The 25,818-nt window shown below is 54.0% G+C and carries 27 protein-coding genes and 1 other RNA gene; 16 read left to right on the plus strand and 12 right to left on the minus strand.

Translation table 11 applies throughout. The features are described 5' to 3' along the window. Positions 1 to 29: 29 nt before the first annotated feature. The 3 genes from CLM71_RS18145 to grcA all read right to left on the minus strand — a co-directional run bounded on the left by CLM71_RS18145 (position 30) and on the right by grcA (position 2,288). A complete protein-coding gene (locus CLM71_RS18145; RefSeq protein ID WP_105232231.1) occupies positions 30 to 779 on the minus strand; it encodes an ankyrin repeat domain-containing protein in 750 nt (249 codons plus the stop codon). Continuing rightward, the gene (locus CLM71_RS18150; RefSeq protein ID WP_105232232.1) at positions 772 to 1,734 is read right to left on the minus strand and encodes a phospholipase; all 963 of its coding nucleotides are present in this window, start codon (positions 1,732 to 1,734) and stop codon (positions 772 to 774) included. Before CLM71_RS18150 ends, CLM71_RS18145 begins: the two co-directional genes overlap by 8 nt. 170 nt (positions 1,735 to 1,904) lie before the next feature. Beyond that, positions 1,905 to 2,288, minus strand: coding sequence for an autonomous glycyl radical cofactor GrcA (gene grcA, locus CLM71_RS18155; RefSeq protein WP_105232233.1), 384 nt, complete (start codon positions 2,286 to 2,288; stop codon positions 1,905 to 1,907). A gap of 354 nt (positions 2,289 to 2,642) precedes the next feature. Here grcA and ung point away from each other — a divergent pair, with 354 nt between their 5' ends. Next, positions 2,643 to 3,326 carry a uracil-DNA glycosylase gene (gene ung, locus CLM71_RS18160; RefSeq protein ID WP_105232234.1) on the plus strand — a complete coding sequence of 228 codons (684 nt, stop codon included), beginning with the start codon at positions 2,643 to 2,645 and terminating at the stop codon, positions 3,324 to 3,326. A 64-nt stretch (positions 3,327 to 3,390) separates the two neighbouring features. Here the strand turns inward: ung and grpE are convergent, their stop codons facing one another. Next, complete coding sequence (gene grpE / locus CLM71_RS18165; RefSeq protein ID WP_105232235.1) at positions 3,391 to 3,963, minus strand: nucleotide exchange factor GrpE; 573 nt, start codon at positions 3,961 to 3,963, stop codon at positions 3,391 to 3,393. Positions 3,964 to 4,087: 124 nt separating this feature from the next. On the opposite strand from grpE, the gene nadK reads away from it, so the two are divergent. The 3 genes from nadK to bamE all read left to right on the plus strand — a co-directional run bounded on the left by nadK (position 4,088) and on the right by bamE (position 7,292). Further along, entirely contained in the window at positions 4,088 to 4,966 is an 879-nt protein-coding gene (gene nadK, locus CLM71_RS18170; RefSeq protein WP_105232236.1) for an NAD(+) kinase, read from the plus strand. An 86-nt stretch (positions 4,967 to 5,052) separates the two neighbouring features. Further along, complete coding sequence (gene recN, locus CLM71_RS18175) at positions 5,053 to 6,714, plus strand: DNA repair protein RecN (protein WP_187044239.1); 1,662 nt, start codon at positions 5,053 to 5,055, stop codon at positions 6,712 to 6,714. A gap of 236 nt (positions 6,715 to 6,950) precedes the next feature. After that, positions 6,951 to 7,292: an outer membrane protein assembly factor BamE gene (gene bamE, locus CLM71_RS18180; RefSeq protein ID WP_105232237.1), complete on the plus strand. Its 342-nt coding sequence runs from the start codon at positions 6,951 to 6,953 to the stop codon at positions 7,290 to 7,292. 105 nt (positions 7,293 to 7,397) lie between these two features. Here the strand turns inward: bamE and CLM71_RS18185 are convergent, their stop codons facing one another. Together CLM71_RS18185 and CLM71_RS18190 are read right to left on the minus strand one after the other, a co-directional pair. Then, positions 7,398 to 7,682, minus strand: coding sequence for an RnfH family protein (locus tag CLM71_RS18185; RefSeq protein ID WP_105232238.1), 285 nt, complete (start codon positions 7,680 to 7,682; stop codon positions 7,398 to 7,400). Further along, complete coding sequence (locus CLM71_RS18190) at positions 7,675 to 8,109, minus strand: type II toxin-antitoxin system RatA family toxin (protein WP_015673472.1); 435 nt, start codon at positions 8,107 to 8,109, stop codon at positions 7,675 to 7,677. The genes CLM71_RS18185 and CLM71_RS18190 overlap by 8 nt, the downstream gene beginning before the upstream one ends. Before the next feature lie 162 nt (positions 8,110 to 8,271). On the opposite strand from CLM71_RS18190, the gene smpB reads away from it, so the two are divergent. Together smpB and ssrA are read left to right on the plus strand one after the other, a co-directional pair. After that, complete coding sequence (smpB, locus tag CLM71_RS18195; protein WP_015673473.1) at positions 8,272 to 8,754, plus strand: SsrA-binding protein SmpB; 483 nt, start codon at positions 8,272 to 8,274, stop codon at positions 8,752 to 8,754. 50 nt (positions 8,755 to 8,804) lie between these two features. Then, positions 8,805 to 9,168, plus strand: a transfer-messenger RNA (tmRNA) gene (gene ssrA / locus CLM71_RS18200). A 308-nt stretch (positions 9,169 to 9,476) separates the two neighbouring features. Here ssrA and CLM71_RS18205 read toward each other — a convergent pair. Further along, positions 9,477 to 9,884, minus strand: a complete 408-nt coding sequence (locus CLM71_RS18205) for a DUF1493 family protein (protein ID WP_105233488.1) — start codon at positions 9,882 to 9,884, stop codon at positions 9,477 to 9,479. Positions 9,885 to 10,154: 270 nt separating this feature from the next. Continuing rightward, positions 10,155 to 11,372 (minus strand): MFS transporter, encoded by a 1,218-nt coding sequence (locus CLM71_RS18210; protein WP_105232239.1) that lies wholly within the window; start codon positions 11,370 to 11,372, stop codon positions 10,155 to 10,157. 170 nt (positions 11,373 to 11,542) lie between these two features. Between CLM71_RS18210 and CLM71_RS18215 the strand changes: the two genes are divergently transcribed. From CLM71_RS18215 to CLM71_RS18225, 3 genes are all read left to right on the plus strand, one after another. Then, positions 11,543 to 12,271 (plus strand): 2-phosphosulfolactate phosphatase, encoded by a 729-nt coding sequence (locus CLM71_RS18215; protein ID WP_105232240.1) that lies wholly within the window; start codon positions 11,543 to 11,545, stop codon positions 12,269 to 12,271. An 870-nt stretch (positions 12,272 to 13,141) separates the two neighbouring features. Beyond that, positions 13,142 to 15,766, plus strand: coding sequence for a DUF4214 domain-containing protein (locus CLM71_RS18220; RefSeq protein ID WP_105232241.1), 2,625 nt, complete (start codon positions 13,142 to 13,144; stop codon positions 15,764 to 15,766). A 1,089-nt stretch (positions 15,767 to 16,855) separates the two neighbouring features. Next, positions 16,856 to 19,225, plus strand: a complete 2,370-nt coding sequence (locus CLM71_RS18225) for a beta strand repeat-containing protein (RefSeq protein WP_370446957.1) — start codon at positions 16,856 to 16,858, stop codon at positions 19,223 to 19,225. A gap of 78 nt (positions 19,226 to 19,303) precedes the next feature. Here CLM71_RS18225 and CLM71_RS18230 read toward each other — a convergent pair whose 3' ends face one another. After that, on the minus strand, positions 19,304 to 20,230 hold the full coding sequence (locus CLM71_RS18230) for an alpha/beta hydrolase (protein ID WP_105232243.1): 927 nt from the start codon (positions 20,228 to 20,230) through the stop codon (positions 19,304 to 19,306). 170 nt (positions 20,231 to 20,400) lie between these two features. Here CLM71_RS18230 and CLM71_RS18235 point away from each other — a divergent pair, with 170 nt between their 5' ends. The 3 genes from CLM71_RS18235 (at position 20,401) to CLM71_RS18245 (ending at position 22,192) form a co-directional block, all read left to right on the plus strand. Continuing rightward, entirely contained in the window at positions 20,401 to 21,135 is a 735-nt protein-coding gene (locus CLM71_RS18235) for a bifunctional 2-polyprenyl-6-hydroxyphenol methylase/3-demethylubiquinol 3-O-methyltransferase UbiG (RefSeq protein WP_105232244.1), read from the plus strand. Positions 21,136 to 21,331: 196 nt separating this feature from the next. Beyond that, on the plus strand, positions 21,332 to 21,745 hold the full coding sequence (locus CLM71_RS18240; protein ID WP_105232245.1) for a DoxX family protein: 414 nt from the start codon (positions 21,332 to 21,334) through the stop codon (positions 21,743 to 21,745). 60 nt (positions 21,746 to 21,805) lie between these two features. Next, positions 21,806 to 22,192 (plus strand): VOC family protein, encoded by a 387-nt coding sequence (locus CLM71_RS18245; protein ID WP_105232246.1) that lies wholly within the window; start codon positions 21,806 to 21,808, stop codon positions 22,190 to 22,192. Positions 22,193 to 22,202: 10 nt separating this feature from the next. On the opposite strand, the gene smrA is transcribed toward CLM71_RS18245, so the two are convergent. Next, positions 22,203 to 22,775, minus strand: coding sequence for a DNA endonuclease SmrA (smrA, locus tag CLM71_RS18250; protein ID WP_105232247.1), 573 nt, complete (start codon positions 22,773 to 22,775; stop codon positions 22,203 to 22,205). Between the two features lie 212 nt (positions 22,776 to 22,987). On the opposite strand from smrA, the gene CLM71_RS18255 reads away from it, so the two are divergent. Next, positions 22,988 to 23,359: an MbeD/MobD family mobilization/exclusion protein gene (locus CLM71_RS18255; RefSeq protein ID WP_105232248.1), complete on the plus strand. Its 372-nt coding sequence runs from the start codon at positions 22,988 to 22,990 to the stop codon at positions 23,357 to 23,359. 54 nt (positions 23,360 to 23,413) lie between these two features. Then, positions 23,414 to 23,860, plus strand: a complete 447-nt coding sequence (locus CLM71_RS18260; RefSeq protein WP_105232249.1) for a DUF1198 family protein — start codon at positions 23,414 to 23,416, stop codon at positions 23,858 to 23,860. Positions 23,861 to 23,892: 32 nt separating this feature from the next. On the opposite strand, the gene CLM71_RS18265 is transcribed toward CLM71_RS18260, so the two are convergent. Together CLM71_RS18265 and asr are read right to left on the minus strand one after the other, a co-directional pair. Further along, positions 23,893 to 24,231 carry a DUF2002 family protein gene (locus CLM71_RS18265; protein WP_105232250.1) on the minus strand — a complete coding sequence of 113 codons (339 nt, stop codon included), beginning with the start codon at positions 24,229 to 24,231 and terminating at the stop codon, positions 23,893 to 23,895. Positions 24,232 to 24,648: 417 nt separating this feature from the next. Continuing rightward, a complete protein-coding gene (gene asr / locus CLM71_RS18270; RefSeq protein WP_105232251.1) occupies positions 24,649 to 24,957 on the minus strand; it encodes an acid resistance repetitive basic protein Asr in 309 nt (102 codons plus the stop codon). A gap of 197 nt (positions 24,958 to 25,154) precedes the next feature. Between asr and CLM71_RS24480 the strand changes: the two genes are divergently transcribed. Together CLM71_RS24480 and nrdH are read left to right on the plus strand one after the other, a co-directional pair. After that, a complete protein-coding gene (locus CLM71_RS24480) occupies positions 25,155 to 25,217 on the plus strand; it encodes a hypothetical protein (RefSeq protein ID WP_222618814.1) in 63 nt (20 codons plus the stop codon). Positions 25,218 to 25,575: 358 nt separating this feature from the next. Then, positions 25,576 to 25,812 carry a glutaredoxin-like protein NrdH gene (nrdH, locus tag CLM71_RS18275; protein WP_105232252.1) on the plus strand — a complete coding sequence of 79 codons (237 nt, stop codon included), beginning with the start codon at positions 25,576 to 25,578 and terminating at the stop codon, positions 25,810 to 25,812. Positions 25,813 to 25,818: the final 6 nt, after the last annotated feature.

A 25,818-nucleotide genomic window follows, 5' to 3' on the forward strand; every position in this document is an offset into this window, starting at 1 on the left:
AACCGCCTTCCGGCGGTTTTTTTATCTCCTCACAATACGCGATAACGCGCCGCCAGCCGGTGCGCCTGCAGCCAATCATCCAGCTGCTGACGCGCCTGACGCATGGCTTCATTCTGCAGATGCCGCGGCGTCTGGGCGAAATAAGCCTGAAATGTCATCCCCTGCCGGTTAACCGCCGCAGCATCCGCGCCGTTTTGCAACAGCATCAACGCCACCTGCGGCGCGTTGATTCTGGCGGCAATATGCAGCGGCGTATCACCGACGCGATCGGCCAGACGGCTGTCGGCAGCCGCATCCAGCAGTTGGCGCACCTGCGTCGGACGGCCGGCCAGCACCGCAGCGGCCAGCGGCGTCGCGCCGCTGACGGCGTTACGCACATCAACCACCGGCTGCCGCGCCAGCAGCTGTGTCAGATAGCCGGCATCCTCCACCATCGCCGCGATATGCAGCGCGCTGTTGCCGTCCATGCCGGTTTCCGTCACGTCGGCGCCGGCATCCAGCAGCGCCTGTACGCTGCCAGGCTGCTGGCGTAAAATCGCCCACTGCAACAGCGTTATACCCTGCTCGCCGCGCTCACCAAGCGCCTCCGGCGTCGCCAGTGCCGCGATACGGGCCGTATCACCAGTGGCAACCGCCAGCGCCAGCGGCTGGCAGCTCTGGCCGTTAAACGGCGTCGTTTGCTGATTCATCTGCAGTTCCTCGGCCTTTCCCGACAACGCCAATACTGCTAACGGTATCAATAACATCAGCAATATTGGCCAGCGTAATCTGTCAGGCATCGGCCTTTGTCTCCCACGGTTTCTGTTCCATCATCGAGCTAATCACCTTATCAATACCATGCGCGGCAAGACTGCGCTCCAGATGCTTGCTCGGCCGCCAGTCGTCAATACCATTTAGCGTATCATTATTTTCCAAAATGATTTGATGGCCGATGGCATTCGGGATCAGCGACGTCGACTCCTGCGTCGACGTCAGCATGTCATATTGCTCGCTGTAGCGGCGAATACCGCCGGCTTCCGCATCCTGTCTGGCTGCGGCCGGATCGATACCAAAGCGATTCAGGGTGTGATCGGACACTCCGGCAGCGTTGAAGGTGACCGCCAGCGTACCGGTGGCCAATGCGGCGGTAGCCGCCAGACCGCCCCCCAGTGAGTGCCCGCTAATTACCAGCCGCTCGCCAAACGCCGCCTTGGCGCTTTTCGCTACTGACACTGCCTGATTGTACTGTACGTCATCGTATCCCGTCGCCTGACGCACATTGCTTAACCAGTCCCGCCAGTCGTTGGTGCCGGCAAAGGCCAGTACATATTGCTGCCCGTCATGGTAAATGCCCGCCTGAAAACCCGATGCCGTATCATGCAGGCTTGCAGGCTCAATACCGGCGCTCAGCAATGCCGCATCGCTTAGGCGGCTGAAGTTTTCTACGCCCTTTCCGTCCAGGCTGTAAACGTCCTTAGCCAGCAGCGCCAGGGTGTAATCCCCCTGTTGCGGCATCTGCCCGCGCATCAGATCGGTTTTGGCCGACGAGGCGACAGCGGCGACATCATTGACCAACGAATGCAGCAGTTGCTGCGTTTGCCGGTTCTGTGACGACGTTGATGGATGCGCCGCCGTGGGCAACCGTTCGCCAGCGACAGGCTCTGCCGGAATGGGCGGCTCCGTGCGCCGTTCGGGAACCACAGGCAAAGATACGGCAGGTAACGCCGCCGAAGTAAAACTTAAAGACATGCTCATGCCGACTCCTTGTCGATAGTTCAGTCATCGCACTGATAACCAGCGCCAGGTTAGCTATCGGCAGGTCGGAGCAGTTCTGTAATACCAGAGTGTGATCCCGGTCTAAATTTTGATTGCCGGGCATAAAAAAGGGGAGCCAAGGCTCCCCCGATAAGTCAACCGCCTGACAATTACAGGCTTTCGGTAAAGGTACGTGTAATCACGTCACGCTGCTGTTCCGGCGTCAGTGAGTTAAAGCGCACCGCATAGCCGGAAACGCGGATGGTCAGCTGCGGGTATTTTTCCGGATGCTTCACGGCGTCTTCCAGCGTTTCACGACGCAGTACGTTGACGTTCAGATGCTGACCGCCTTCAACACGCACGGTCGGCTGCATTTCCATCGGCACTTCACGATACTCGATGGTGCCCAGCTCGCTGACCGGCACGATTTGGTCTTCAGCATAATCGGCTTTGGCGCACACGCAACGTGCTTCTGATTTTTCGTTATCCAGCAGCCAGAAAGAGTTCACCAGCGCCTGATTGTTTGCTTTGGTAATTTGAATACCGGTAATCATGTTATTGCCTCCGTACAAGGGCGAAAAAACTTATTTCATTGATAACCCGAACAAGGTTTAGGTCATTTGGTAAAACCATTTATTGTTCTGTATACCAGCCCGACCCCGGTAATTCTTTGATTAAGGTCAATTTCCAACCAAAGCCCACGCGCTACAAAACGGCAAATTTCTGTTTTATATCAATATTTACCCAATCGGTACTGGCAATTATTTTTGTAAATTTTCAACAAAACCTGCAAAGACCATCTGCGCCGCCGCTGAGCGACAGGGAATGTTAAATGCGGGTTTCGCTCCGTAAAGCTAAACGGTAAGCTATGCCCGATGAATGATTAACGAAAACAAAGGAGAGCGTTAATGTCCACTCCCCTCACCTGGCATGACGTTATTGGCAAGGAGAAAGAGCAACCCTATTTTGTCGACACGCTCGCCTTTGTTGCCAATGAGCGTCAGGCCGGCAAAACCATTTACCCGCCGCAGAAAGACGTGTTTAACGCTTTTCGCTTTACCGAACTGGCCGACGTCAAGGTGGTGATCCTCGGTCAGGATCCCTACCACGGCCCGAATCAGGCGCATGGCCTTTCATTTTCCGTGCTTCCCGGCGTGCCGGCGCCGCCGTCGCTGGTGAATATGTATAAAGAACTGGCAACGGATATTCCGGGCTTCGAGCGCCCCGATCACGGTTGCCTGCAAAGCTGGGCGGAACAGGGCGTACTGCTGCTCAACACCGTATTGACGGTGGAGAGAGGAAACGCGCACTCGCATGCCAACCTGGGCTGGGAAACCTTTACCGATAAGGTCATCGCCGCGCTGAATGAAAACCGCGAAGGCGTGGTATTCCTGCTGTGGGGCTCACACGCGCAGAAGAAAGGCAGTTTTATCGACCGTCAGCGTCATCACGTGCTGAAAGCGCCGCATCCGTCGCCGCTTTCAGCCCACCGCGGCTTCTTTGGCTGCCGGCACTTCTCGCAAGCCAACCAACTGCTGGAACAGCAGGGGCTAACGCCGATCGACTGGATGCCGCATTTACCGCAGCAATAAGCCAGACGGCAAAAAGGCACCCGAGGGTGCCTTTTCTTTATCTATTGCATCATACAGGCAACGATTATTTGGAAACTGCCACCATCGCCGGGCGCAACAGACGACCGTTCAGCGTATAGCCTTTCTGCATCACCATCATCACCTGGTTCGGTTCATGATCGGCAGACTCCATCAGGCTCATCGCCTGGTGCACATCCGGATTGAACGGCACATTCACGTCGCCGACAATTTCGATACCGTATTTACGCACCACGTCCAGCAAGGATTTCAGCGTCAGTTCGATACCTTCGACCATCGCCGCCAGCTCTGGATTATTACGGTCCGCCAGCTCCAGCCCGCGCTCCAGGTTGTCGATTACCGGCAGCAGATCGGAAGAGAATTTCTCCAGGGCGAATTTATGCGCCTTTTCAATATCCTGCTCGGTACGACGACGAATATTTTCGACTTCAGCCTTGGCGCGCAGCTGGCTTTCGCGTTCGCGCTGCTGAGCGTCCGCCAGTTGGGCTTCCAGCTCGGCAATACGTGCGTCACGCAGATCGACACCTTCTGCTGCTTCCTGCTGCACGTCCTCGTGCTGAGCGTGTTCCATTTCTTCCGAGACTTGCTCGTTTGGCGTCTTGTGTTCTTTACTACTCATGAATATCTCCGCGTTTTAGCATTAATCCCGCAACTTGGCTTATTATGGGGATCAAAACCGGGGTTTCAAGTCAACCGGTCACAATGTAAGACATAATCTGGCTCCGGTGAGGGAAAACGCAACAATGAATAAAAAATTTAACTGCATTGGCATTGTTGGCCACCCGCGTCACCCGTCGGCGCTGGCAACGCACGAGATGCTGTTCCACTGGCTGGTCGCCCGCGGCTACAACGTGATGGTTGAACGACAAATCGCCAAGGATCTGGGGCTGAAAGAAGCGGTAACCGGCAGCCTGGCGGAAATCGGCCAGCAGGCCGACCTGGCGGTGGTGGTCGGCGGCGACGGCAACATGCTCGGCGCGGCGCGGGTGCTGGCGCGTTACGAGATTAAAGTTATCGGCGTCAACCGCGGCAATCTCGGCTTCCTCACCGATCTGGACCCGGACAATGCCCTGCAGCAGTTGGCCGACGTGCTGGAAGGCGAATACATCAACGAGCAGCGCTTTCTGCTGGAGGCGATCGTCCAGCGTGAGCAGCAGCCATACCGCATCAGCACCGCCATCAATGAAGTGGTGCTGCACCCCGGCAAAGTGGCGCACATGATCGAGTTCGAAGTCTATATCGATGACCGCTTTGCTTTTTCCCAGCGCTCCGACGGCCTGATTATCGCCACGCCGACCGGTTCTACCGCCTATTCACTGTCCGCCGGCGGCCCGATACTGACGCCGTCGCTGGAAGCCATCGCGCTGGTGCCGATGTTCCCGCATACCCTCTCCGCCCGCCCGCTGGTCATTAACGGCGACAGCACCATTCGGCTGAAGTTTTCCCACGTCAGCAGCGATCTGGAGATCAGTTGCGACAGCCAGATCGCCCTGCCTATCCAGGAGGGGGAAGAGGTGCTCATTCGTCGTAGTGATTTCCACCTGAATCTTATTCATCCAAAGGATTACAGCTATTTCAATACGTTAAGCACCAAACTCGGCTGGTCTAAAAAATTGTTCTAAAATCTTGCTCAACTACTTTACTGTATATAAAACCAGTTTATACTGTATGAAATTACAGTTATGTGTTTATACACAGGAAGGTTCCCATGCTGTCGCAATTAACCATCAGCAATTTTGCTATCGTTCGTGAGTTGGAGATCGACTTTCAACCGGGTATGACGGCGATTACCGGTGAAACCGGCGCCGGTAAGTCGATTGCGATTGATGCTCTGGGGCTGTGCCTCGGCAGCCGTGCCGACGGCAACGCGGTCCGGCTGGGCGCCTCCCGTGCCGACCTGTGCGCACGCTTTTCCCTGGCCGACACACCTTCCGCCCGCGAGTGGCTGGAGCAAAATCATCTGGACGACGGCAACGAATGCCTGTTGCGCCGGGTGATTGGCGCCGACGGCCGCTCACGCGGCTTTATCAACGGCACCTCCGTGCCCCTGTCGCAGCTGCGCGAGCTGGGCCAACGCCTGATCCAAATTCACGGCCAGCACGCACATCAGTTGCTGCTGAAACCGGAACACCAAAAATCACTGCTGGACGCCTACGCCGGCGAAGCGGAACTGATGACGGAGATGCGCCAGGCCTATCAGCGCTGGCACCAAAGCTGCCGTGAGCTGGCGCACCATCAGCAGCAATCCATCGAACGCGAAGCGCGTAAGCAACTGCTGCAGTACCAGTTGAAAGAGCTGAACGAGTTCGCGCCGCAAAGCGGCGAGTTTGAGCAGATTGATACGGAATACAAACGCCTGGCCAACAGCGGCCAGTTGCTGACGCTCAGCCAGCAGGCGCTGCAGCTGTTGGCCGATAGCGACGAACACAACATGCTGAGCCAGTTGCACAGCGTCAAACACCTGCTGCTGGAGCTTATCGGCATGGATGACAAACTTGCCGGCCTGCTGGATATGCTGGAAGAGGCATCGATTCAAATCAGCGAGGCCGGCGACGAACTGCGCCACTATGCCGAACGTATGGATCTCGACCCCAACCGCCTGTATGAACTGGAGCAGCGCATTTCACGCCAGATAGCGCTGGCGCGCAAACATCATGTCACGCCGGAAGAGCTGCCGACCCTGCATCAGCAGTTGCTGGAAGAGCAGGAACTGCTGGCCCAGTATGAAAGCGACCACCAACAGCTGAACGAAGCGGTTACCCAACACCATCAGCAGGCGATGGCGCTGGCGGAGCGCCTACACCAACAGCGCCGGCACTATGCCGCCGAACTCACCCAACTGATCACCGACAGCATGCATGCGCTGTCAATGCCGCACGGCCAGTTCAGCATCGACGTACATTTCGAACCTGAACATCTGGGCGCCGAGGGCGCAAGCCGCGTTGAGTTCTGCGTTTCCACCAACCCCGGCCAGCCGCTGCAGCCGCTGGCAAAGGTCGCTTCCGGCGGCGAGCTGTCGCGTATTGCGCTGGCAATTCAGGTGATTACCGCGCGTAAGATGGAAACGCCGGCGCTGATTTTCGATGAGGTAGACGTCGGCATCAGCGGCCCGACCGCCGCCATCGTCGGTCGCCTGCTGCGCCAACTCGGCGAGTCCACCCAGGTGATGTGCGTTACCCACCTGCCGCAGGTGGCCGGCTGCGGACATCAGCACTTCTTCGTCAGCAAACAGACCGACGGCACAGCGACAGAGACGCAGATGTCACCGCTGGGTAAACGCGCACGCCTGCAAGAACTGGCGCGCCTGCTGGGCGGCAGCGAAGTCACGCGGAACACGCTGGCTAACGCAAAAGAGCTGCTGGCGGCGTAAAAAACTCAACTTTTTCATATTCTCGCGGTCTGAATGTAGCGCTGTAAACCTGAACGATTTCAACTTGCTGCATACCGACCGCCCGACAGGCCTGAGGGGCGGCGATGCCCCGCCCTGCAGAGTCAAAATGCATGGCTATCGCCGCAGCCGCTTGAAAGTTGAAGGGTATAAAGGTTTCCAACTGCCGCAAGGTCTATTATCATCGGCATCCTATGCCCTAAAGGAATATGATTACTATGCGCTGTAAAATGCTGACTGCTGCCGCTGTGGTTCTTGTGATGCTGACTGCAGGCTGCTCGACTTTCGAAAAAATCGTTTATCGCCCTGATATCAATCAGGGGAACTACCTGACAGCCGCCGACGTGGGCAAAATCCACAAAGGTATGACCCAGCAGCAGGTCGCTTACACTCTGGGTACGCCAATGCTGCAAGACCCGTTTGGCACGCAGACCTGGTACTACGTGTTCCGCCAACAGCCTGGCCACGAGAAGATCACCCAGCAAACGCTGACGCTGACCTTCGATAGCGCCGGCGTATTGACGGATATTCAGAATAAACCGGCGCTGACCGGCAAGTAATTACGGGCCGCCCGCCGGCCCATACAAGAGTCGGTTAATCTTGTATGACAGTCACAGGCTGCAACTCGGCAGGTGAGGTTCAAAAAATAAGGCGCTGATAGCGCCTTATTTTTTTGCTTTCTCCGCGCGTTGCCGACGCAGTTCTTTCGGGTCGGCAATCAGCGGCCGGTAAATCTCCACCCGGTCGCCATCATTCAGCACATCGCCCGGCTTGGCCGGACGGCTATAGATGCCAACCTTGTTAGTCGCTAAATCGATATCCTTACGGAGTTCCAGCAGTCCGGAGGCTATAACCGCCTGTTCGACCGTACTGCCTGCCGCCAGCTTAACCTGACGCAGATACTGACGTTCCGGCAGCGCATAAACCACCTCTACGCGTATCTCAGACACTGTAAACCTCTTTGGCGCGCTGGGTAAAAGCCTGCACCATATTGCTGGCCAGCTCTTTAAACACCTTACCGAACGCCAGTTCGATCAGTTTGTTGGTGAACTCAAAGTCCAGATGCAGTTCAACCTTGCAGGCCTCCGGGCTGAGCGGCGTAAACTGCCAGCCGCCCATCAGCTTGCGGAACGGGCCATCAACCAGTTGCATGTTGATACGATGGTTATCCTGCAGTGTATTACGCGTTGTAAAAGTTTTGCTGATACCGGCTTTGGCTACGTCCACGGCGGCGGTCATCTCACTGTCCGTCGCATTCAGTACCCGACTGCCGGTGCAGCCTGGTAAAAACTCGGGATAGGCGTGAACATCGTTAACCAACTGGTACATCTGCGCAGCGCTAAACGGCACCAGCGCAGATCGACTAATCTGGGGCATATCATTTCCTGAGCAACATAAATCGAACAGATAATAACATTTATCTGGCGTCAGACAAAAAATCTGCTACGCGGGCAGACGCCCGCTAACGCAAAAAAATTGCGCAGACGTTGAACGCTAAAGGATTTCTTTCGCTGTGGCATCCAGTATAATGAGCACCTTATGAAAAAGAAAAAAGCATACAAACCCGGCTCAGCCACCATTGCGCAGAACAAACGCGCCCGCTACGAGTACTTCATCGAAGAAGAGCTCGAGGCTGGCCTGTCTCTGCAAGGGTGGGAAGTAAAATCGCTGCGTGCTGGCAAAGCCAATATCAGTGACAGCTACGTGATGTTCCGTGACGGTGAAGCCTATCTGTTCGGCGCCACCATCACGCCACTGAACGTGGCTTCATCACATGTGGTATGCGACCCAACGCGCTCCCGTAAACTGCTGCTGAAAAAACGCGAGCTGGACTCGCTGCTTGGCCGCGTCAACCGTGACGGTTACACCGTCGTCGCCCTTTCCATGTACTGGAAAAACGCCTGGAGCAAGTTGAAGATCGGCGTTGCCAAGGGTAAAAAAGAGCACGACAAGCGCGATAACATCAAAGATCGCGAATGGCAGACGGCGAAAGCCCGTATCATGAAGAACGCAAATCGTTAAGCCGCTGGCATAGCAGCGTAAACTTCTGATATACTGCCTGACAGTTACTTGGGGCTGATTCTGGATTCGACGGGATTTGCGAAGCCCAAGGAGCATGCCGAGGGGCGGTTGGCCTCGTAAAAAGCCGCAAAAAAATAGTCGCAAACGACGAAAACTACGCTTTAGCAGCTTAATAACCTGCTCAGAGCCCTCTCTCCCTAGCCTCCGCTCTTAGGACGGGGATCAAGAGAGGTCAAACCCAAAAGAGATCGCGTGGATGTCCTGCCTGGGGCTGAAGCGTTAAATCCAATCAGGCTAGTTTGTCAGTAGCGTGTCCATCCGCAGCTGGCCGGCGAATGTAAAGATTGGACTAAGCATGTAGTGCCGACGGTGTAGTAATTTCGGACGGGGGTTCAAATCCCCCCAGCTCCACCAAATAGGTCGCCGGTGATACCAGATAGACCCGGTGATAATGACAAAAAAGCCCGCAAGCTCAGCCTGCGGGCTTTTTTGTGTCCTCAATCGCAAGATCATCCGTTCGGATGTCGAGAAAAGTGCGTGTAATCCCCAGACACCTAACATAATGAAGGCCAATCACGTATGCCAACGATGGAAGCATCCAACCATAAAAGCCATACTCTGGAAAAAGATAGATAGCCATTCTATTTTTAATTTGAAACTCGGGCATGGCAATGAGTAACTCAAAGCTATTATAAAGATAAAACTAGCCAAAGTGATAAATGTTAATACTCTGTACTCGATGTAGTAGATCCGCTATTTTTTCTATGAGCAGCAACCAGTGCATCATGTAACGCCCCTACTGTCAGATCGCGGATGATAGGACGAGGCTTATTACGCAGCCAACCTATCAACCGTCCAATACAAAGCGGATCAAACCCTTCGGAATGGAAAAGATATTCGTTCTCCCCCAGCGAGAATGTAGTCCGGTAACCGTCTTCATCCGTATGCAGGACTATTCCAAACCTCTGTGCGACCTCCTCCAAAAGCTCCGCACCATCATCGCCGGTAATGCCTAGATCTTCTTCAAGATAAGTCTGCGCAGTAATAGAAGCACGGCGACTCCCTGTAAAATCACGTACAAAGTCGATAAGCTGAGAAAGAGTAGGATAGCAATATTCAGTGTTAGTCATGATAAAGTTACACACCAAGCTTAATTACATTAACGATTAAACAAATAATATCAAAACGCTTCACAAAGCCAATTCTATCGAAAAAACGTCTGGAATGATAAAATAGGTAAATATATCACCAATAACACCCCCCTATTTCAATATTAGTACACCTAACATATCGAGCCACAACAGTTTTATTTTCCATGCATTAACTCTTCAACGCCGTAGCACCCACAATAATTAATGCCTCCAACATTATTCCGGATAAACCACAGCGCCCTTCTCTTTTTATTCACCAGCCGGCTTTTCCTCCAACTCCGGCGCCGCACGCAGTCGCTTCAACAGCATAAACAGGAAAAGCGGCTGAATCACCGTCAGGGCCATCGTCAGCCAGGCCAGCTGGTCGACATTGCCCAGCCGCCCATCCACGTTGGTTAATATCATTGAAGATACGACCGCCGCCAGGCCGCTGAAGATATGCTGGCAAACGCTTTGTAAGGACATAAAGCCCGCTCTTTCCCAAGGCTCGGGCACCTGGCTGTTTACCGCCGCCACGGCAATAGTGCGCGTCGCGGTCACCGCCATAAACAGCGTGAAAATCACGATCGGCGGCATCGACGGCGTATGTAAGAAGCCATCCCACACCACCAGCAGGATCAACACTCCCATTATCAGCGTCATGCGCATGGCCCCCAGCTTATCAATCAGGCGACCGCCAAACTGCATCGCCAACAGGCTAAAAATACCGCCCATCACGTAGTAATAGCTCATGTCGCTGCGCGGTACGCTAAGGTTGAATTGGAAATAGGTCGCCACGTTAGGCACGATCAGGAACGTGCTGAAAATCGCCAGCCCGATCGCCGCAAAGGCGTTCAACACCACCGGACGCCTCAGCATTTTGACAAAGGAAAACGACGGCTGTTGCTGCTGCAGATGCGCCGTCATCGTCGGCAATTTAGCGTACACCGCCGCCAAGACACACATGCCCAAAGCGCTGACGATATAAAAAGGCGCGCTCCACCCGTAGCGCATCGCCAGTTCCAGCCCCAACGGAACGCCGGCAATTGCCGCCAGTGAAAAAGCGCCCATCACGATAGCCATCGCCCGGCCACGCTGCTGTTGTGGCACCGCATCGACTACGATGGCCAAAGCTATCGACGTAGCCGGGCCGGCGCAAACTCCGGCCAACAGGCGAGTGATAAACAAACTTTCCATATTCCAGGCCAGCGTGCATGCCCAAGTCGCCGCCGACAGCCCTAATAACGCCACCAGCGCGACAGACTTACGATCGAACCGGTCAATAAACTTCGCACATAACAGCGAGGAAAGTGCCGCCGCCAGCGTATAACCCCCGCCCAGATAGCCGATATAGGTGGGTGAAATCCCCAGCTCTCGCGAAAGATCCGGCCCCAGCGGCATCACCATCATAAAGTCCAGCGCATTGACCAGTTGAATTAGCGCCGCCAGCCAGACGATACGCATTTCCGGCGTACTTACCTTGCTCATCCTTTAAACTCCAACATTAATGGCAATCCCTACGCCGAATCTGCTGATATTTTCATCTAAAAATAAGCGACAGTTCCAGCATAAACATCTGACAAAGGATCAATAGTAGTTCACTTCTTATATTTGGATATTTCGCTACGCTATATAAATTCAGTCAGAAGGACACCGCTATGGTTTGGTATGCGCAAGAACGGTTCTCCGTCCGTCTTGAGTGGGGGATAGAGGCTGTCGAACAACTTGGCCAGACGGCAGATTGCATCATCATCGTTGACGTGATGTCATTTTCAACCTGTATAAGCCTTGCGGTGGATAACGGCGCCAGGGTTTATCCCTATCCCTGGAAAGACGAGTCGGCAATCGCCTATGGCAATGAGAAAGGGGCAATCGTTGCAAGTACTGAGCGCCGCCTCAAAAGCAACGGTTATTCCTTATCCCCTTGTTCGCTCAAAGACATCGAACAAGGCGTCAGGCTCGTTCTCCCCTCGCCCAATGGCTCGGCAATCTCTTTTCGCGCCAAGGATAGCGGTGCAGCCGTCTTCAGCGGTTGCTTCAGAAACATGGCGGCAACCGCCAGAGCCTGCCGCCATTTTAAGCGCATCCTGGTCATACCCTACGGTGAACGGTGGCCTAATGGTACTCTGCGCCCTGCGGTTGAAGATTTGGCCGCTGCCGGCGGCATTATTTCTTATCTGACGGACAGAACATTGTCACCGGAAGCCAGCGCTACCGTATCCGCCTACCGCCACAGCTATCAGAAAAATATTTCAGCCCTTAATGAATGCGCGTCCGCTTTAGAACTTGCTAGCCGTGGGTTTGAGAATGATGTAGCGCTTTGTCTGGAACGGAATATGAGCGAAATTGCATGTCGTTTGCATGGGGATGTTTTTGCCCCACTATAGTCAGATCTTCCTCCCTGCCTGACCGGTAACAGCAGACAACAAGAAAAGCGTAATGAACCGATGTAAAAAACCGGGGAAAACACTTTCCGCCAGTTCTTGCTGACGCTCCGCCCTTCTCGCTGCCTCCCATCGAGTACTGTATTCGTGAGTAACTGCACGGCATCAGGACTGCTGCTCTACCGTCGACGCAAACCTGTTGTTAACCAACAAATATCTGTCAGCTCTCAACCTCGATAGACCCTTTGGACAAACATTAAAATAAGATTAATCTCATATTGATTTTCTCTAATGACAGATAATTGAAAGAGTTATTTTAAAGGCAGGTGAAAAAGTTATGATAAATTATTAACAAGTTAAGTTTAACTATTTACAACAGTAATAATGACAATATAAAAGCAGACGAAAAAAGAAAATCGATAAATCAATAATGAATATCATTATCATTAAGAAAAAAGCTCAATTCACTCAGAAAAAATAAGCAAAAAAAACCATAAAAAACAACAAAATAAAAACAAACTCGGTGATATTTTATGCACCTAACCCTGCAAAATTTTCACCTAAAAAATCGTTAAAAATATATATAAAATCCTAAACAAAGCCGTTTAATTACCTAAAAAACCAGAGACAACCGTCATTGGTTTGGCTTAAGTAAAATATTTCTTAATGTAAACATTGACAGTTTTTAATCATTGAACTTTCTTTTAATTAGGTGAAAGAGGTGCGTTTCGCACGACCCCCTTTTACCGTTCACTTCCCATTACCATTATTTTCTTGAAGGTTTTTCTCACCTTCAGGGGATGTTGTACGCCGGGGAGTTGAAGATGTTAAAAATTTTTCTTATATGATTGAATTTTAAGAGGTAATATCCTTATGGCTTCTTTACCATCACAGCAACAAGCTGCGTCTATTTACTACTCGATCTTAGGAACGGTAACCACCTACAGTGGGTTCAATTCCTTTGCAAATCAGTTAGAAAGTGGTACACAAACCGTAGAAAGCCTGGCGACACAATTCCTCAATTCAGCAAAAGGACAACAACTGTACGCTGGCCAAAGTGACGCACAAATTCTTTCTCAGGTGTATGCACGCGCATACGGCGACACTCCATCCGCAGACCAGGTAACGCAACTGTTAAGCAGCGGCTCGTTAGAAAGCGCGCTGACGACGTTGGTGAATGACTTATTGAACTATCAAGGCTTTGATGACGCGACCTTAGCGAAGCAACAAGCCTTTGAGACCAATGTCAACAAGATGCTCTACCTGGACTCGTCAAATCTGGCAGACGCTTCTTACCAGGAACAGGCCGTAGCTCTTGCTTTGGCCGTGGCAGATCGCGGCGTATACTCCATTTCGCTCGAATCCTGGAGTAACTCGCTGCAAAAAGGTATCAGCATTGACTACCTGACCAAAACGTTGCTTGAGTACCCAGAATTCCAGCGTACCGTTGGTCAGTTGGAAGGTAACGATCTGATCACGCAGATATTCACCACCGTGCATGGTATTGCACCAACGTCAGAGCAACTGGCGACTTACAGTGCGTTGTCTGATAAACAAAGTATTATTGTCGCCATTATCAACGATCTTCGAACCTCAACCGCCACCGACGATGCTACGTTGACCAACCAGCACGCCTTTGAAGCCAGCATCGGGGAAAACCTGCTGTATAAAACGGCAGCCAAGCTGAGCGTCACCGAGGGCGGTGGCAATGCGACCGGTACCGTAAATACCAATGCCAGCCATCAATTAAGCAATGCGGAAGTTGCCGTACTGAAAACCGTTCAGTTGGATGCCAATTCTGCCGGCACCGTCGATCTGACGTTTGCTGATAACCTCAGCAGCTTAACCATCAATGGCAACGCCGCCGCTACGGTGAATCTATCTGATAACGGCGCACGAGGCGATACCGCCCTTGTCGTCAATAACGCGAACATTACCCTGAATGCTGGCTCAGGGAATGAAAACATCGACCTTTCTGCTGCTGACGTTGCCAATAGTACCGGTACCTTTAACCTAGGCAGCGGTAACGACGCCCTGCTTTGGGCCGGCAATGCTACCAACGGCGTAAATAGCGTATCTGCCAATCTGCATGCTGACGGCGGTGACGGCACGGATATCCTTTCCGCCAACTTCCTCTTAAAATCTGTCGCAACCACCAGTAATATCCTAGGGATCCGCAGCAGCACCGTAACCAGCAATACCAGCAACTTCAGCAATTTTGAAAAAATCGATCTGGCGGGCTACGTCGGTCAATCCAGCGGCACACTGAACGGTAATGCGGTCACAACGCCAGCTCACACCTTTGACTTTGGCATCCTGAATGGTACCGCCACGGTAGAAGGCACCAGCGGCGGCACCGTTACTCAGGCGACTCAGGGCACCAACCTGGGCAGCCAGGGTTTTGCGTTGTCTGGTAAAGCCGATAACGTCAAGGTCATCAACGCCGCTGGCGGTGATGCAGCTGCACTGACCGTCACCGGCAATGCAGGTGCCGACAGCAATCTGGAAATCACTTTCCGTCAGAATGCGACTAACAAATTCGACATCAATTTCGACGCCGCCAGCGCGCAAAACATTGACGCCGGCTCACTGAGTCTGATCAGTAGCAGCAGCGTTCTGGGAGGTACTGCGCTAGGTACGGTGAATATCGCTTCCGGTGGTCAAGGCGACTTTACCAACATTCTGGATCTGATTGGCACCAATTCACAGATTCAAACTATCAACGTTTCCGGCGATCACCAGATCGATCTCGCATTGGGCAGCGGTTACAGCAACGTGCGTACCATCGATGCTTCCAGCAACACTGCCGGTATCAATCTGGACTCTGCACACGCAGGGACCGGTGACGGTATTCTGGTACAGTTGTTGAATATCCTTCCGCTCAGCGCAGTGACCACTACCCTGCTGACGCCGCTCCTGAATACTCTGGGCCTGAACGGCTATCAGTTGGAAGTAACCGGCACTGCCGCCGATGACACTTTCAACATTGCCGCCAACACCACGGTTACTGGCGGTGCTGGCAGCAATACCTACGAGCTGAAAGGCAGCACCAGCCAGGCCGGTGTAACCATCACTGACTTCAACAGTGCTAAAGACAGCATCGTTGATGCCGCCTCCGGCGTCACCCTCTCGGGCGCAGCTGGCGGTTCTGTTGCAGATTACGGTCTGCGCTCTGCAGATATCATGGATGGCCTGCTGGGTTCTCTAGTTGGCGGTTTGACCAACGGTGTAGTTGGCCTGTTGGGTGGGATTCTGGGGTTGGGCAACAGCAACTCACTGACCTCGAAAGTGGGTGTTGCATCAGTAGCCTTCGATAACGGTACAGATGCCAGTTACGTTATTATTGATAATAACGATAACGGCTCCCTGGACAGCTCAGACAGCGTTATCTACCTGACAAATCAGGACCACCAGTCGCTGATCGACAGCCTGCACTACACCGAAGTGAGCGTAAACGGCATCGCCAGCGCACCGGCCGCCGATCTGGCCGTAGCCTGATCTCTGCTGACAGGATAATAATTTTTGTACGCTTAACGATCTCGTAACCAAACCCGTAAGTTTATTCTTGCGGGTTTTTTTATTCCTGGCCGGGAATACAATCACCCTATAAAGGCAAAGGCAAAGGTTAAGGTTTATGATGCATACTACGATATGTGGGTATTTCTCCCTACCACAGATTAGCGCTGTACACTTATACACCAGAAGATAGCTCCTCATAAAATAGCTATGGTAATCCCCCTTCACCTTTAATCACTGAACCGTTATTCAGCATGATGGTATAAAAAAACCGAAAGAATATATGCGAGCATGCACGCATATCTTCAGTTCATACGTTCCCCCCCACAAAAATAGCGTTCATGTGCATAAAATAACAACGCAATGGCAATATAACCACATAAAAAATAACTATATTATAGGCCCAATAAAAAATTTAAAATCAATGAAATAAAAGTTTAAAAATTCTCCCAACCGGCAGTGATACCCCCATCACAGATGATTAAATAGCATACAGCACTCACATTGTGAAACACGTCATACCAGAACATCCAATCTGGCACTTTTCTTAATTTTCGCGACATATTTTTTAATCAAACTACGTTCCCTTCTTTATTATCAAAAACCTCTCTCCACAAAGGACTACTCCATCGACATAAGACCAACATTGACAGCATGTATTTGTTGGACTTTTCTTTTACTGGGTGAAAACGACCTCACCCAATGCCCATACTGATATAAGGGAAAGGGCAATCTGGGGTTTTATATTTTAAACAGCATACTTCAAATGCTCTCGCGTTCGCATTTACCGAAAAATAAGGTGGTATTCCTATGGCTTCTTTACCTTCGCAACAACAGGTTGCGTCGATTTATTATGCAATTACCGGCAATAATTCACCAACCAATACTGCTTTCAACTATCATTCTAACTTATTGGAAAACGGTGAAAAAACGACAGCAAACCTGGCAGCCGATTTTCTGAACTCAGCTCAAGGTCAACATCTCTATGCGGGAAAAAGCAGTGAACAAATCATCTCGCAGGTCTTCTCCCATGTATACGGAACATCACCTTCCTCCGCACAGGTCACTGCGTTGCTGAACGGCAACAGTACTGCCCAAGCCATCTCCACGCTGGTTAACAACCTGCTGAACTACGATGGGTTTGACAGCACAACGCTGGCTCGCCAGGCAACGTTCGAGAATAACGTCGATAACCTGATTTATCATAACGCGGATCAACTCCCCGGGCTGGATTATCAGGAACAGGCGATGTCGATAGCCCTGGCCACCATGGACCGCGGCCTGTTCTCTCAATCTCTTGAAGCCTGGAGCCAGACACTGGCGGCAGGAGGCAGTCAAGCCGGGCTGATCGCCGCAAAACTGTCCTCCCCTGAGTTACAGCGCACTATTGGCAATCTGGATGGTGCTGAGCTGGTTAAACAGATCTATACCACCGTGCACGGCACGGCCCCAAGCGCCGAACAAATTGCTGCCTACAGCGCGCAACCCAATAAGCAGAGTATCATTGAAGCCATCATCAACAATCTGCGCGACTCGACATCTACCAATGCCAACACCGCGACTCAGCAGCATGCTTTTGAGGCACGTATCGGGGAAAACCTGCTGTACAAAACCACGGCTACGCTCGGCGTGGCAGAGAAAGGCGGCAATGCCACCGGTACGATCAACACGCAAGCACACCATCAATTAAGCAATGCTGAGACGGCCGTGCTCAAGCACGCTCTGCTCAACGCGGACAAAGCCGGCAGCGTTAATCTGAAGTTTGCTGACAGCCTCAACAACCTGACCATCAACGGCAATGCAGCCGCCACGGTCAATCTGTCTGATAACGGCGCCAACAGCGGCGTTAATATTGGCGTCAACAATGGCAATATCAAACTGAACGCCAGCTCCGGCAACGATATCGTCAACGTCTCCTCCAGCGCCAATATCGCTAATGGCACCGGCACCTTTAACCTGGGCAACGGCAATGACTCGCTGCTTTGGGCCGGCAACGCCACTACCGGCGGCAACAGCGTATCCAGCCAAATCTCCGCTAACGGCGGCGACGGCACGGATACCCTTTCTGCCAACTTCATCACCAAATCCGTTGCCACCACCAGTAATATCCTGGGGATCCGCAGCAGCGCCATCACCAGCAACGCCGACAAGTTCAGCAATTTCGAAAAAATCGATCTGGCTGGCTATGTAGGCAAATCCAGCGGTACTCTGAACGGCCAGGCAGTAACGACCGGCTCCCACACCTTTGACTTTGGCCTGCTGAACGGCACCGCCACGGTAGAAGGCACCAGCGGCGGCAGCGTCACCCAGGGCGCGAAAGCCACCAACCTGGGTTCGCAAGGGTTTGAACTGTCCGGCAAAGCGGATAACGTGAAAGTCATCAACGCCGCAGGCGGTGATGCCGCCGCGCTGACCGTAACCGGCAATGCCGGCGCCAGCAGCAATCTGGAAATCGGCTTCCGCCAGAACGCCACCAACAAGTTCGACATCAGCTTCAACGCCACCAGCAACAAAGATGTCGATGCCGGCTCCCTGAGCCTGTCAAGCAGCAGCAGCGCGCTGGGCGGCACCTCGCTGAGCACCGTTAATATCGCCTCCGGCGGTAAGGGCGACTTCAGCAACATCCTGGATCTGGTGGGCACCAACTCTCAGGTACAGACCCTGAAAGTGACCGGCGACCATAACCTGGATCTGACGCTGGGCAGCGGTTACAGCAACGTACGCACCATCGACGCTTCCGGCAACACCGGCGGCATCAACCTGGATTCCGCCCACGGCGGTACCGGCGACGGTATCCTGGTGCAACTGCTGAATATCCTGCCGCTGAGCTCGGTCACCACCACACTGCTGACGCCGCTGCTGAACACGCTGGGCCTGAACGGCTATCAGATGAAAGTGACCGGCACCAACGCTGACGACTCCTTCAGCCTGGCGGCCAACACCACCGTAACCGGCGGTTCAGGCAGCAATACCTATGAGCTGAAAGGCAGCACCACCAAAGCCGGTATCACCATCACCGACTTTAACAGTGCTAAAGACAGCATCGTTGACACCGCTTCCGGCATTCACCTCTCCGGCGCTGCCGGCAGCTCGGTGGCGGACTACGGCGTGCGCTCTTCCGATATCATGGATGGTCTGCTGGGCTCGCTGGTTGGCGGCCTGACCAATGGCGTGGTTGGCCTGCTGGGCGGCATTCTGGGCCTGGGCAACAGCAACTCGCTGACCTCCAAAGTCGGTATCGCCTCGGTAGCGTTCGACGGCGGCAAAGATGCCAGCTATGTCATCATCGATAACAACGACAACGGCACGCTCGATAATTCAGACAGCGTGATCTACCTGACTAACCAGAACCACCAATCTCTGGTTAACAGCCTGCATTACACCGATGTCAGCGTTAACGGCGTTGCCGGCACCGCTTCGGCCGACCTGGGCGTAGCCTAACGTCTCACCCGGTCATCTGACCGCGAATAAAAAAGCCCGCAGCTCAGCCTGCGGGCTTTTTGTTTGCCATATCTCAGGTTACTGCCCGGAGGCTATCCCTTCCAACGCCGGCGCAATAGCGGCATCCAGCATCGCCCCGTGGCTTAATGCCGGCCATTGGCGATAGCTGGCCCGCAACCCCGGCAGTGTGTCCAGACGCTGCGACAGCTGACGCGCGACATCGGCCGGCTGCGACGTACGCTCCTCTGGATGCGGCTGCGCCTCAGGGGCCTGTTGCCCCACCCACAGCTGCAGACGGGCGTTCAATACCGGCGACTGGCGGACAAACGCCTGCGCTTCCTTAAGAATTTGCCCTTTGCCCCACCACAGCGAAGGCTCCACCGCAATATAGTGCTGGAACAACTGCGGACGCTGGAACAGCGTATGCAGCACAAACAGCGCGCCGTATGAATGCCCCCACAGCGTCTGACGCTGCGGATCCACGGTGACGCGCGCCGCCACCTGCGGTTTGATGCGCTGCTCTAGCAGCGTCGCAAACGCATCGGCACCGCCGCTGCGCCAGCGGCCCATCTGCACCGGGTGGCCACGCTGCCCGGCAGGCAACGCCGGCGTATAATCATAGGCGCGCCCGGCTGCATCAATACGCAGATCGTTATCATAAGACAGCATCACCAACAGCGGCGGATGAGGCGCCTGCGCCAGACGCTGCAGTAGCCCGGCATTAAGCTGCATCAACACGGCGTTGCCATCCAGAAAATAAATCACCGGATACCCCGCCGCCGGGGCGGCCTGTTTCGGCTTGGCGATGCGAATGCGGTAGTGGCGTTCACCATCCGCCGAGGCCAGACGAAAGTCGCTGAAGGCATAGTCAGCCGTCCCGCGCTCCGCCACCGTAACGCCAATCCGGCGATCCAAATCCGGCCGGGCGCTGGCGGGCGCCGTTGCGCACACGCTCACCAGCAGTACAAATAAAACCCTATAAAAACGGTGGTAAAACAACGGCATAAACCATCCTGTCTGTAGGTGAAACGTCATAGTGTCGCAGCAGATGTTATATAAATTTCAGCCGGGTAGCGCAATCGCCCCGTGACCGTCCCCGCTGGAAATCAATCATGCGTCCGCCTACTATGGCGAATGAGTGATTTACCACCACCACATCTGACACCGGAGTTTCCATGTCACAAAATATCTACGACAACCAACGCTTCTTTGACGGTTACGCGCAGCTCAGCCGCTCGCAACACGGCCTGGACGGCGCACCGGAGTGGGCCAGCATCCGTGAAATACTGCCGACTCTACAGGGGAAAAACGTCATCGATCTGGGCTGCGGCTACGGCTGGTTCTGCCGCTACGTCCGTGAGCAAGGGGCCGCCGAAGTGCTGGGGATCGATCTGTCGCAAAAGATGCTCGAGAAAGCGCAATCCATGACCAATGACGCCGGTATCCGCTATCAGCAGCAGGATCTGGAAACGGCGCAGCTGCCGGCGGCGTCTGCCGATCTGGTTTACAGCTCGCTGACGCTGCATTACATCGTTGACCTGCCAGCGCTGTTCAGCCGCGTCTTTCAGGCGCTGCGCCCCGGCGGCCGGTTTATTTTCACCGCAGAGCACCCCATTTACACCGCGCCGCAGCGGCAGGGCTGGCTGATCGCCGAGGACGGACAAAAATCCTGGCCGGTCAACGGCTACCAGCGTGAAGGAGAGCGTATTTCCAACTGGCTGGCGGAAGGGGTGATCAAACAGCATCGCATGCTGGGCAGTTACCTGAATATGCTGGTGCAGCAGGGCTTCATCATCAATTATTTGAATGAATGGGGGCCTTCAGCACAGCAAATTCGCGACAACCCGGCGCTGGATGAAGAAAAAGAGCGTCCGATGATTTTCATCCTGTCTGCGCAGAAGGCGCGCTAATTCCCCCGCTTTTTTCCTCCTGCCCTTCATTCAATATTGCCATTTTCGGGGAGGCCGCCTCCCCCGCAGCGCCTGCGCGCCATAATTCCGCCTATGCCAACGTTCAGGCCGCACCATACCTCGAATAACGGTAAACATGGTCTACGCTTTAAGCAGCAACACAACATAACGTTTATCAGTGGCTAAGGAGTTAGCAATGGGTGATAGTTCAAAAGACGGCGTTATTCTGCTGGCCAGAATATTGCTGATGATCCTGTTTATCATTTTCGGCTGGATGAAACTGACCAACTTTGGCGCAACCGTCACCTCCATGGAAGGTTACGGCGCCCCGATGCCCTATCTGGCGGCGATCATCGCCGTGGTGGTGGAGTTTTTGTTTGGCATCGCGCTGATTATCGGGATCTTTACCCGCCCCATCGCGCTGCTTTTCGCCCTGTACGTGCTGGGCACCGCCTTTATCGGCCATCCGTTCTGGCAGATGACCGGAGCGGAAATGATGGGCAACGAGATTAACTTCTTTAAAAACGTCAGTATTATCGGCGGGTTATTGCTGCTGGCAGTCACCGGCGCCGGACGTTACTCGCTGGACCATAAACTGTTCGATAAATAACCCACGCGGCCGATTAGCGCATTCTGCGCCATCGGCCGCCCTGCACGACGGCGGATAGCCATGAAAATAGAACGGCTGGACCACCTGGTGTTAACGGTGGCGGACATTGAACGCAGTTGCCAGTTTTATCAGCAGGTGCTGGGATTTGACATCATCACCTTTCGCGGCGACCGCAAGGCGCTGCGCTTCGGCCAGCAAAAAATCAATCTGCACCGGCAGGGGCATGAGTTTGAACCAAAAGCGCACCGCCCCACGCCCGGCTCGGCCGACCTGTGTTTTATCACCTCGACCCCGCTTGAGCAGGTGATCGAAGAACTGGACGACCTCGGCGTCATCATTGAGGAGGGGCCGGTGGAGCGCACCGGCGCGATTGGTCCTCTCCTCTCGCTGTATCTGCGCGATCCGGATAATAACCTGCTGGAAATCGCTAATCTGCTGTCCGCCTGAGCGCGCGACGTTAACGGCTGCGCTTGGCGTGACGCTCGAAATTATCCGCTTTGGCCGCCGCAGATTTACGCAGCGTCACATAGCAGGCACCCTCGCCGCCGTCACGCGGCAGCGCGCGGCAAAATGCCTGCACCTGCTCCAGCTGTGCCAACCACTTGGCGACATAGCTGCGCACAATATTGGCATGGCTCTCATCATCACGCCCGCGACCATGTACGATCAGCAGCGAGCGCAGGTTCTCTTTTTCCGCCAGCGTGATAAACCGGTACAGCTCCTGCCGGCAGGCCTCCACCGGCCGCCTCAGCAGGTGCAGGCTGGCCTGCGGGGCGTAGCGTCCGCTGCGCAGCTTATCCAGTACGCCCTGCTGAATCCCTTCCCGTTTGTATTCGAGCGGCGTATCGCCGGGAATAATCGTCAAAAAATCGCTGCTGAGTGGGTTTTCCTCTGACTGTGCCAGCGCGTCGCGCCGGGCGCGCTTATCGACCTGGGACTGCGGTTGCAGATACAGCGTTTGCTGCTGCCCGGATAACGGGATGACATCCGCCATCGCCTGCTCAAAAAAGCCTTTATCTTCGTTGCTCATCTCGCTGCCACTCACGTAAGGGTTGATACCGGAAACGACCTGGGGCTCCTTGTACTGCGGGGAATTTCGTTGATTGTAAGACCCTGCGGCCAGGTTGCAAGTTCCGGATGCGCACCGGGAGTTTGTCTGCTTTTGTTCGCAACGGGTGAGCTTACGCGCGCTTTTCGTTATACTGCAGACAGACTACTGAGTGCCGCAAAGGGAAGAAGACCATGACTATGCGCGAGCTGGAAATCCAGTTTCAAAATGCAATGAATGAGTTGCAGGCCAGCTTCGAAAAGCAGCACCGCGAATGGCAACAAAGCTATGACGCTCTGCAACAACAGCTGGAAGAATCCAAACAGCGTGAGATGGCGCTGCTGGAGGAGGCCAAACGGCGTGAGGCCGCGCTGCATGCGCAAAATGAGCAACTGGAGCGCAAACTGAGCACCGCCACTTCCGTTCCGCAACAGCATGCACTGGTAAAACAGATAAAAATGCTGGGTGCGCATCTGGACGCGCTGGCAAAAGACGCCGCCACGTTCAACCACCATCTGCAAAACCAGCAGCAGACCGCAGGGAACTTCAGCGGCGAGCAGCACTGAAACGGCAGGCGCCAGCCCGGCGCCCCAGACCATCACTGAGTAGAAAATAGCGCCATGACGTGGATTATCATCGCTGTTCTGATCGTCGTATTTATCGCCGGCTATCGGATCCTGACGTCCGATACCCGCAAGGCCGTTGACTCGCTGGCCCAGTGGCTGCGGGTCAAGCCCATGCTGATTGAGTCAATGATGCAGGAAATGGGTGGCCGCAACAGCCAAGCGTTTATTCGCATGCTGAATAACGGCTATACCGAAGAGATGCACCGGGCCGCCTACCTGCTGTTTATCTATGTCGCCTTTATCAAGGAGGCAGACGACACCCAGCTCGCCCAATGGCGCGATATGCTGATTCGCGCCGGCCTGTCGCCGGAACTGAATGCGGAATACACCGAATCCGCCCTGTTCTACTTTGCCGAATTGGATCTGGACGCGTTTGAACTGGCGCAGTTCCGTCGCGCCTATAATGCGCGTTTTAATCTGGATGCGGTAGCCAACGGCTGAGTACCGGCACGGCGCAACGAGCCGCGTTGGGGTTACAGAAACATGCTGTAAAGGTAGCGGCTCAGCGCTTCACGCGAGCTGAAACCGTGGGGAATACCGTAACGCTGGCCCGGACTGTCGCCGCTGACGTCCAGCGGGAATTCAAGGTATTGTTCGCTGACGCGTATCGGCGAAGCCGGCGTGGCGAAATAGCGGCTGCGCTCTTTTAACTCAGGATGAATCACCAGCGCGGTTCTGCCCATCCGGGCTTCCCGGTTCACGTACACATAGTGCTCGCCCTTGCGGTAACCATACGCCTGGTCGGTCATCGAGTCACACTTAAAGCCAGTACTCTCCAATACCTTAGCCACTTCATCCGGCCGTAAATACATCGCTTTCTCCTCTCATTCCAAACTGCCGTGCGACCTTACCGGAATCATTGGCCGAAACAATAATTTTCCGCCGTCAGCACGGGGGTTTCAGACTATTCTTGAGGCACGGTTTATGGCGGGATAGCGTTGCATTCTGCAGAACCAAACGCGCGGTTTGAGGCGCAGCGAAGGGGAAAATAGCGTTACGTTTGAAAGGGAAATCAGGCGTCGACGGGCGGCACGCGGGTTACAAAAAACGGTTCAGAAACAGCCACCAGGCGACCAACAGGCCGCACAAGGCAATCACGCTGCAGATCAGCGCCAACAGGTAGCGATTTATCATGACAGGCGGCCCTAAAAAAACACCCGGGGAACCGGGTGTTGGCATCAGACGCCATAAGCCAGGCGCTTGACGCGTGGCTTATGGCGATCGCTTAATCAAGCGGCTTTCTTGCCTGCTTTTTTGTGATGCTTTTTCGCCGCCTGCGCTTTTTGCGCCGGGGCTTTTTTAGCGTGTTTTTTCGCTTTGGCGGCCTGAGCTTTCTGCTCTGCGGCTTTTTTATGGGCTTTTTTGTGATGCGTTTTCTTATGGCTGGTTTTTGCCGGCGCTTTTGTCGCCGCGGCAGCCGGTGAGCTGGTGGTTGCCGCCGGTGCAGCTGCTGCCGGCGCAGCCGCAGTTTCAGCCGCGAAGGCCACGGAAGACAGACCCATCGTTGCCGCAACAGCCAGAGCTAATAATTTTTTCATCATTACATTCCTCAGTATGTTCTTCGGTAAGCCCCTGCGGGCCGTTGCAGCAGATACTAGAAGAAGCGCCGTCGCCTTTCCGTGAGTGATTGGTTTCCTTGAGTAACCAAATGTACAACCCCACAGGTGCTGACTCTCACACGTGCCGACGCGCGGCCGAAAAATGGTCTACACTGTAAAGATATGCTGATGAATATGTGCATGACAGACCTTGGCAGAACGTGGGTATCGCACCCGACGCGCTGCCGGACCGGCGTTAACACCCCTTGCAGTCATAAAGATAAAACAGATGTGCGTCTGGCCCGCGGGAAACCGCGGGCCGCTTACTTTTATCCCCCATACCGTCGCCAGACCGACCAAAACCTCTCCTGATTGACTCCCCTGCTTAGCGGCATAAAAAAATTTTCCGCCGCCGATCCAGCCCCGGTGCGGCTTCGCACAAAAATAGGATAAAACACTATATATAGAGCGGTTGATAAACTTAAGATCAATATCTAGTATCTTAAACATCAACCGCAGGGACAACGCGTGGGTTGATAACGTCGTCAGAAATGCCGCATCAGGTTCTGGTTTCTGACTTTACCGCCTTTCCTTCAAACCAAAAGGTAAATGCGAATCATGAGTATTATTATTTACAGCAAGCCGGACTGTGTCCAGTGCAACGCCACCTATCGCGCATTCGATAAACAGGGAATTGCTTATCAGGTGATCGATCTCACTCAGGATCAGCAAGCGCTCAACCATGTCAAATCATTAGGCTACCAGCAGGTTCCGGTGATCGTTGCCGGCGACGATCACTGGGCGGGCTTTCGCCCCGACAAAATTGGCGCGTTGATTCACGCCACGGCGTCGTGAGTCGTT

Origin of the sequence: Serratia sp. MYb239, assembly GCF_002966855.1 — a bacterium.
Classification (GTDB): domain Bacteria; phylum Pseudomonadota; class Gammaproteobacteria; order Enterobacterales; family Enterobacteriaceae; genus Serratia_B; species Serratia_B rhizosphaerae.

Excerpts from the sequence above, each read along its gene's own strand:
- CLM71_RS18145 (WP_105232231.1), bottom strand. The coding sequence starts at position 779 with ATGCCTGACAGATTACGCTGGCCAATATTGCTGATGTTATTGATACCG.
- CLM71_RS18150 (WP_105232232.1), bottom strand. The coding sequence starts at position 1,734 with ATGAGCATGTCTTTAAGTTTTACTTCGGCGGCGTTACCTGCCGTATCT.
- grcA (WP_105232233.1), bottom strand. The coding sequence starts at position 2,288 with ATGATTACCGGTATTCAAATTACCAAAGCAAACAATCAGGCGCTGGTG.
- ung (WP_105232234.1), top strand. The coding sequence starts at position 2,643 with ATGTCCACTCCCCTCACCTGGCATGACGTTATTGGCAAGGAGAAAGAG.
- grpE (WP_105232235.1), bottom strand. The coding sequence starts at position 3,963 with ATGAGTAGTAAAGAACACAAGACGCCAAACGAGCAAGTCTCGGAAGAA.
- nadK (WP_105232236.1), top strand. The coding sequence starts at position 4,088 with ATGAATAAAAAATTTAACTGCATTGGCATTGTTGGCCACCCGCGTCAC.
- recN (WP_187044239.1), top strand. The coding sequence starts at position 5,053 with ATGCTGTCGCAATTAACCATCAGCAATTTTGCTATCGTTCGTGAGTTG.
- bamE (WP_105232237.1), top strand. The coding sequence starts at position 6,951 with ATGCGCTGTAAAATGCTGACTGCTGCCGCTGTGGTTCTTGTGATGCTG.
- CLM71_RS18190 (WP_015673472.1), bottom strand. The coding sequence starts at position 8,109 with ATGCCCCAGATTAGTCGATCTGCGCTGGTGCCGTTTAGCGCTGCGCAG.
- smpB (WP_015673473.1), top strand. The coding sequence starts at position 8,272 with ATGAAAAAGAAAAAAGCATACAAACCCGGCTCAGCCACCATTGCGCAG.
- CLM71_RS18205 (WP_105233488.1), bottom strand. The coding sequence starts at position 9,884 with ATGACTAACACTGAATATTGCTATCCTACTCTTTCTCAGCTTATCGAC.
- CLM71_RS18210 (WP_105232239.1), bottom strand. The coding sequence starts at position 11,372 with ATGAGCAAGGTAAGTACGCCGGAAATGCGTATCGTCTGGCTGGCGGCG.
- CLM71_RS18215 (WP_105232240.1), top strand. The coding sequence starts at position 11,543 with ATGGTTTGGTATGCGCAAGAACGGTTCTCCGTCCGTCTTGAGTGGGGG.
- CLM71_RS18220 (WP_105232241.1), top strand. The coding sequence starts at position 13,142 with ATGGCTTCTTTACCATCACAGCAACAAGCTGCGTCTATTTACTACTCG.
- CLM71_RS18230 (WP_105232243.1), bottom strand. The coding sequence starts at position 20,230 with ATGCCGTTGTTTTACCACCGTTTTTATAGGGTTTTATTTGTACTGCTG.
- CLM71_RS18235 (WP_105232244.1), top strand. The coding sequence starts at position 20,401 with ATGTCACAAAATATCTACGACAACCAACGCTTCTTTGACGGTTACGCG.
- CLM71_RS18240 (WP_105232245.1), top strand. The coding sequence starts at position 21,332 with ATGGGTGATAGTTCAAAAGACGGCGTTATTCTGCTGGCCAGAATATTG.
- CLM71_RS18245 (WP_105232246.1), top strand. The coding sequence starts at position 21,806 with ATGAAAATAGAACGGCTGGACCACCTGGTGTTAACGGTGGCGGACATT.
- smrA (WP_105232247.1), bottom strand. The coding sequence starts at position 22,775 with ATGAGCAACGAAGATAAAGGCTTTTTTGAGCAGGCGATGGCGGATGTC.
- CLM71_RS18255 (WP_105232248.1), top strand. The coding sequence starts at position 22,988 with ATGACTATGCGCGAGCTGGAAATCCAGTTTCAAAATGCAATGAATGAG.
- CLM71_RS18260 (WP_105232249.1), top strand. The coding sequence starts at position 23,414 with ATGACGTGGATTATCATCGCTGTTCTGATCGTCGTATTTATCGCCGGC.
- CLM71_RS18265 (WP_105232250.1), bottom strand. The coding sequence starts at position 24,231 with ATGTATTTACGGCCGGATGAAGTGGCTAAGGTATTGGAGAGTACTGGC.
- asr (WP_105232251.1), bottom strand. The coding sequence starts at position 24,957 with ATGAAAAAATTATTAGCTCTGGCTGTTGCGGCAACGATGGGTCTGTCT.
- nrdH (WP_105232252.1), top strand. The coding sequence starts at position 25,576 with ATGAGTATTATTATTTACAGCAAGCCGGACTGTGTCCAGTGCAACGCC.